Here is a 6,332-nt window from a genome sequence, read left to right as displayed (position 1 = left end):
TCCCCCTAGGCGCCTCGTGCGTGTGCCCACTAGGCGCCCATCCCCCGCCGGGCGGCGGCGGGCGCGCGGCCCCCGCCCTTTTTTCTGCCCGGGGCGCGCGCCGTCCATGTCTCGCCGATCACGGCAGCCGAGTTTCGAACGGCCATGGATGGCGGCATCAAGATGCCGTCACTCGACCTGATCAAGGCCCTGCTTGGCGTGCTGGTGAAGACGGCCGACGATCTCGGCAAGGCACTTGGCGCATTTCCTTCGATATCCCCGGCGCGATGACATTGCCGGCACGATGACTGGCTCGACACAATGACTGGTCCGCACGAAATGACGACGTCGGAATCCCATCCGCTTCAGGGGTATTGGGAGAAGCTCGGCGGCCTCGGCAGCATCGAGAAGCTGCTGTCGGAACTGGCCAGCATTCCAGGCATGGTGCTCGGTGTCGACCGGATGACAAGGCTCGGCGTCGCGCTGGCGGCGCTGGCCGGTCGCCGCGCGCGTTTCCTGACCGCGGCCGAAGCCGCCGATGTGATGATGCCGCTTCTCACCATCAATGGCGAAGCGCAGTTGGCGGGACGTGCCGCCATGGCCACTTTCTGGGGCCAGCAGGAATCGGGTTCGGAGCGGCCTAAAGGGGGCAACAAGGTCTCGCCCGCACCGTGGCAGGCGCGACTCAACCAGCTGCGACTTCGCGCCTGGCTTGTCGTCGGGCTGATCGCCGTCCTGGTGCTCGGCGTGGTCTTCCTCATTGTCATGTGGCCAAACGCTGGCGGGGAAATCACGCCGACGCCTCCGTCTGTCCGGCCAGTGGATACGTCGCCGGAAGCGTCGGCGACCTTCTGGCCATGGCTGGCCGAACTTTTCATGCGGGACATCCTGCATCGTCTGTTTGCCATCCTTGTGGTGGCTTGCTTTGCCGCGCTCTGGTGGAGCTACGCCAGGAACAGGCGCGACGAGCAGCTTGCGCGCGACAGGAAGGACGGCTCGATCGCTGCGACGATGACGCCGGAAATCAACGGGATCCTGTTCCCCACCGCGGTGGTGCGGCGGGCCGGCCGCCTGCTGCGCCGGCCGGTCCGCGTCGCCGGCCACCGCATCGATGTGCGCCGCAGCGTCGAAGCGTCGATCGAGGCCGTCGGCTATCCGACACTGGAAACGGGCCTGGAGTCGCGGGCTCCCGACTGTCTCATGCTGGTTGAACGCATCGGCAGCGACGATCACCTCTCGGCACTGGCCGACGCGCTGGCAAAGCGGCTGCGTGACGGCGGTGCGGATCTGCTGCGCTACGAATTCCGGCTATTCCCCGACGTGCTCGAAGCCGTCGGGCGGCGCTTCGGTGGCCAACCGGTGGTTTCGCTCGCCGCCCTCGCCCGACGTCATCCGGGGGCCAGGGTGGTCATCGTCGGCACGGGGCGCGGTTTCTTCGAGCCCTATGAGCGCAACAAGCTGAGGCTCGGAAAACCCTTCTTCGGCGAGCCGGAAGAATTGCCGTGGGTCGATCACCGGCAGGCCGACCGGCAATTGCGACAGTTACCACGCGCCCTTCCGGCCTTTCGCGGGCCGCCGATCCTGATGACGCCGTCGCCGCCGGATCGCTGGGGGCCGGCCGAGCGAGCACTGCAGGAGGCGGGCTTTGCCGTGATCAGCCTGGGTTCGACCGAGAATGCAAACGAAGGGCTGGAGAGCGCCGTCGAAGCCATTGTCGCCAGCCGGCGGCCGCAGGCGGTCGACCGCGGCGTCATGGCGCAAGCGACGCCCGGCTACGATCCGTTGCTGCTGGAACTCGATCGTGCCGAGTTCGCCAGCGACATCCCGCCCGTCGACAACGCGTTGCGCGGACGGTTGGCACGGCGCGTCATGGCCTATGCCTGCGCTCGTATCGGCGAGGCGGAGGAAGGCGACCCGCCGGAAGACCCCTATCAACCGTACGACTTCGCCTTGCGGGCGGGAGCCGGGTTGGCGGCACTCGCGCTGTTTCCTCGGCTCGACCCCAATTTCACATCGACCCTGTGGAAGCACATAACGGGACATGCGCCAAGCGCTGCCCGCCTTGCCCGCCTTGCCCGGCTGCCCTGGTTCAGGGCAGGGCGCATGCCGGACTGGTTCCGCTCCGATCTTGCCCAATGCTTCCAGCGCGAGACTGAACGCCATGGCAAGCAGGATCTCTGGAAGGATCTGCGTGCCGGTCTCACCCAGTTCGCCAATCTATGTCTCAGCAGATCGCCAAACCCATTCGGCACCCAGGTCTACCGTTCATCGACCCCTCTGGAGCGCTTGCTGTCGCAAATGCGTGAGTTGCGACAAGGCGCGGATACCGCCTCCCGTTCGCTGGTCGAGGAACGCCTGTTTCTCAACTTTCTCGAGCACGGCGAAGTGGCCGGCGCGGATCTCGCCGTCCGCCTTCCGGCGCCAGATCGCCTCACGCAGGCGATGCGACTCTCGCTGCTGGGCTTCGGCGTTGCCGCGCTTGTCGCGGCGGCGTTTGCGCCTTGGGCACTGAGAACGGTCTACTCGTGGGCCGAGGCGAGCCTGGCGCTGTCGAGAAGTGGTGATCGGACACCATTGTTTTACATGCTGGCCGCCTGCCTGCCGGTCTTGGCACTCGGAATCGTCGGGACATTCCAGGATATTGTGGGTGTCGAAAGTTATCCGAAAAATAAGTTAAGGCGCCTTTTGTATGTGTCAATGATCCTTGCCAATATCTTGTGCTATTTCCTCCAAAACATAATTGTTACCACGATTGTATTTGACGGATCTTTCTATGAAATAATCGCGTACTCAATACTCTATGTCTCAGTCATTGGGGTTGCGGCGCTGCTGCCGAAGCTTATCTTCATATCGCCGATGTCGGTTGGCTCGCCGGTGAAAAATCGGGCAGTGCATTATTCGATCGGATTTTCGGCGGCTGTGTGTCTGTCGTTTTCCTTCTTGCCGGTATCCAGCAACAGTTTCAGAGATGAATTCCTCTTGTTGATAGTGTCGCTTATCATTTCTGGCGTGTTCTTTTCCTTCCCGAAGGGAATTCGGGAGAAGTCACGATTTGCGACATATATTCTCTTGGCAGTATGGCAAATTTCAGTATTTTTCCTCTTCCTGAATGAATTGAGGGGATTGTTTGGGTTCCAGAGAGAGTATGGCGAGTACATAAGTGTATTATTCCTTATCGCGGTCTTTTCACCATTGATCGGAACTGCGTCATTTTCGGTGGCGTATCCGAAAAATCTGAAGAGGCTTCTATTTATCTTCGTAGCTGCCGCTTCGGCTGTGGCTGTCTCATTTCAGTATTACCGTACGTTTGCCGATACAGTGGCGCTGCCGATCCTGGGCCTGATAGCGACCGCCGCCGCGATCGGCTGGTTCTGGCTTTTCAGAACCCGCCGTCCGGGGCTTCGCTTGTCAGCCCTCTTCCTTAGGCTGTTCAGATCCGCACCGGTCGGCAGGTTCGGGTCGGCTTGGATCGGCCTTTGTCTTAGGGCCGCTCTCAGTGGTTCGATCATCGGCTTTCTTGTAAACGCACTCGTGGGTTTCCTGGTTTTGTACCTTGGATCCGAAGTGGGGACTGTCGCGCTGCAGGCCATTCCCGCGATGCCGGGGCTGGTTTCGAAATCCAGCCCAGAACCACTTGCACAGATTGCGGCAACGGCCTCGCTCTTCCTCGCCTGCTATGTCCTTTGCCGACTGACGATGCGGATCTATCCGGCGGCAAACGTGGGTGCCGAGCCCATTGCGAAAAAGCATCGCCGCTGGACCGAAGCGCCGTGGTGGGTGGCGTTTGCGTTGTGGGCGATCGCCGTCCTGCCGGCGTCGCTGCACAATTGGCTCTCTACCGTGGAGCTGTTGAACATCGGGGCGCTGAGCAAGCTTGGCGCACAGGGTTTCGCCACGATCGATTCCGTGGAAGGCGCGCTCACCTGGGCGCTGCAGGCGCTCTTCTGGCTCGGCGGTTCGACATGGGCATGGCTCTCCTACCTCGCCTTGCCGGTGGCGCTTGGCGTGGGCCTGCGCAAGGGACCTGCCGCCGACCGGCCGATCTTCATCGGGCTGCTGCCCTTCCTGCTGGCGGTGACCGTCCTGCCGTTGCAGACGCCTGGCGGCGTGTGGATGGTTCCGCTGGTGTTTCTGCTGCTGCGCCTTGCGCGCGAACCCGCACTTGGGCGACGCCTGCTGCGCTTTGGCGGTGGTTTCGGCGACCGGCCCTCCAACGCCTTCCTCGTCTTTGCGCTCGTCTTCTGTCTGGCGTTGGTGCTTTCGCCGACTCTAACCGCCAGATCCAGGACGAGCGGAGTGATGTTGGTGATCGATCCGGATCTGGCGCGGGCGGCCGTCTTCGTCGTGATCGGCGCCATGCAATTGTCGCGATGGCCGGTGCTCGCCGCACTCGGTCTTCACCTGTTCATAGCGGTTGGTCCCGCCGGCTTCGGCGAGAATCTGGCCGACACCGGCATCAGCCTCGCCGTCGGGTTGACGCCCGGCGAGGCGATCAATCTGATGCTCGCCTATGCTGCCGTGCCATTGGCCAAGGGATTGCGTCGCTTACACCAGGGTTCCCCGTCATTGATGGGAACTGTGCCGTGGACCGCGAGTGTGATCGTCCTCGGCATGGTGGTTGCGATGGCAATTATTCTTAGCCTGGACAATGGGGGCGGATCAGTCGATGCGTTTGTTCGTATTGTATCCCGGATCATATCTAGGCCGCCGGCAATGACCGTGCCTATCCTGTCGCTTGCGATTGGCTTGGTGATTCCGCCGCAATACGGCGCCCGCCTCCAATTAGTCGTCCTTGGCTCCATCCTAGCAGCGGTCGCTTATTTCGCTCCGGGCTTCGCTTTGCTGATCCAGTCGGAGGCGCTGACGTCCCCCTTCGCCGATGCGGTGGCGGCGACACCCAGCCTGGCGCTGGCCGCCGGGTTCATGCTGCTCGGCCACGCCGCCGCCGCTATGTTTCTTAGCCGAACTGCCACGGGCAAGCTTCCCCAGCGTGCCGCCGCCAACGAGCTTCCTGCCCATGGCTATGAGCCGGCGTTCTCGATGGCGAGCGCGGTCGACAGAGCTGTCCTCAGTACCCAAAGAGAGGCGGTCCTCAAATGAGCGCGCAGGATTTCGACCAACTCGACCCTGTTCACGAAAGCGCGCCGGAGGAACGCGGCCTGCCGCCGACGTCCTTTCCAAATCTCCTGTCGTTCCTGCTGGCCCTGCTCGGTCCCTGGGGGCTTGCAACCGGCGTGGCAACGTTTGCCCTGGTGCTCGTTTCCTATGGCCTGGACGCAGCATGGCAAGCCTCACCTCGGCAGCCTGCAGCTTCCGCCAGCGATGTTGCCCCGCCTCTGATCAATAGCGAATTCGGGTCCGACACAGCGCAGCAGCCGTCGCCAGTCGGACCCGCGGCGCCTGGCGGCGAAAAAGCAAACTAGAGCGCGAATGCACGGTGAACTTTGATCCGCCTGGATCAGTTGGCCTGGCGGTATCGGATACGCGCCGCCTGTGGATTTCACCCAGCATCAACGAAGCCCACAAAGCATTGTCAGCAGCCTTGTGGAGATCTCGGGCGGTACGCGCCTTTATGCGGTCTGTGGTGTCGAGGGCGCGGCGCACGAACACGCCACGCTCGTCGAGGTCCCTGACCTGTCTGGGCACCCGGCGGCAGTAATGGAACTGATCGCCCCTGAGTTGCAGGAAGCGGTCGGGATCATGCTCTTCGCGTCGCCTTCCTGTGTCTCCAAAACACTATTTGTACACAGTAGGTAATACAGAATAGGAAGTAGCCCCAAGGCTGACCACAGCGGGTGAAAATTGAGCAATAAACCCAATGCTTTAGTGAGAAAGCCGATGGTGCCGTTGGCTGGGATCGGCTTCGGCTCTACACGATTGTATTTACTATGTTTTCTTCGTAACGTGGGCAATTTGTATCACAATAGGTATCGCAACGCGTAACACATTTTCTGCTACTTCATGGTACATAACCACACGCGGTTGAAGCCGGCGCTACGATGCCGCTTCTCGGCCGCTTTCATCAATTGATCTGCCAAGTCGCTGGCGGCGATCGGATCGTCTCGCCGCAATGGGGAGTTGCTCGGCAACCCACCCTGTCCAAAAACTTCAGTCCGGGAACACTCAACCCGTCAATCCCGCGTAGTGATGGCATCGAGTATCTTACTACCCACGCAGCTTGGCGTGTCCACGAACCTCCTGGCCACCGGCGCGACGCAATGGCTCGGTTGTGTGCGTCAAGTTCTGCAAAATGGGGCAGCCATGATGCTGGTCATGCGGCTTGGCGCAGAGCGAGCTTCTTGTGCTCGCGCAGGTCGTCCATGTTGATGTATCGGTTGGCCTCCATCCAGTTT

At 61.7% G+C, this 6,332-nt stretch carries 4 protein-coding genes; all 4 read left to right on the top strand.

Annotation, left to right across the window (positions count from 1 at the left end):
- Positions 1–144: 144 nt before the first annotated feature.
- The 4 genes from NKJ18_RS32775 to NKJ18_RS32760 all read left to right on the top strand — a co-directional run bounded on the left by NKJ18_RS32775 (position 145) and on the right by NKJ18_RS32760 (position 5,736).
- Positions 145–270 (top strand): hypothetical protein, encoded by a 126-nt coding sequence (locus NKJ18_RS32775; protein WP_352761590.1) that lies wholly within the window; start codon positions 145–147, stop codon positions 268–270.
- Between the two features lie 30 nt (positions 271–300).
- A complete protein-coding gene (locus tag NKJ18_RS32770; protein ID WP_352761587.1) occupies positions 301–5,079 on the top strand; it encodes a hypothetical protein in 4,779 nt (1,592 codons plus the stop codon).
- Positions 5,076–5,402 carry a hypothetical protein gene (locus tag NKJ18_RS32765; RefSeq protein WP_352761584.1) on the top strand — a complete coding sequence of 109 codons (327 nt, stop codon included), beginning with the start codon at positions 5,076–5,078 and terminating at the stop codon, positions 5,400–5,402. Before NKJ18_RS32770 ends, NKJ18_RS32765 begins: the two co-directional genes overlap by 4 nt.
- A gap of 70 nt (positions 5,403–5,472) precedes the next feature.
- The gene (locus NKJ18_RS32760) at positions 5,473–5,736 is read left to right on the top strand and encodes a hypothetical protein (RefSeq protein ID WP_352761582.1); all 264 of its coding nucleotides are present in this window, start codon (positions 5,473–5,475) and stop codon (positions 5,734–5,736) included.
- Positions 5,737–6,332: the final 596 nt, after the last annotated feature.

The organism is Mesorhizobium sp. M0217, assembly GCF_040321955.1.
GTDB lineage: Bacteria > Pseudomonadota > Alphaproteobacteria > Rhizobiales > Rhizobiaceae > Mesorhizobium.
This window is presented reverse-complemented; position numbering and strand designations above follow the sequence as displayed.

Bases quoted from the DNA above. Each gene is read 5' to 3' on its own strand.
- NKJ18_RS32775 (WP_352761590.1), top strand. From the start codon at position 145: ATGGATGGCGGCATCAAGATGCCGTCACTCGACCTGATCAAGGCCCTG.
- NKJ18_RS32770 (WP_352761587.1), top strand. From the start codon at position 301: ATGACTGGTCCGCACGAAATGACGACGTCGGAATCCCATCCGCTTCAG.
- NKJ18_RS32765 (WP_352761584.1), top strand. From the start codon at position 5,076: ATGAGCGCGCAGGATTTCGACCAACTCGACCCTGTTCACGAAAGCGCG.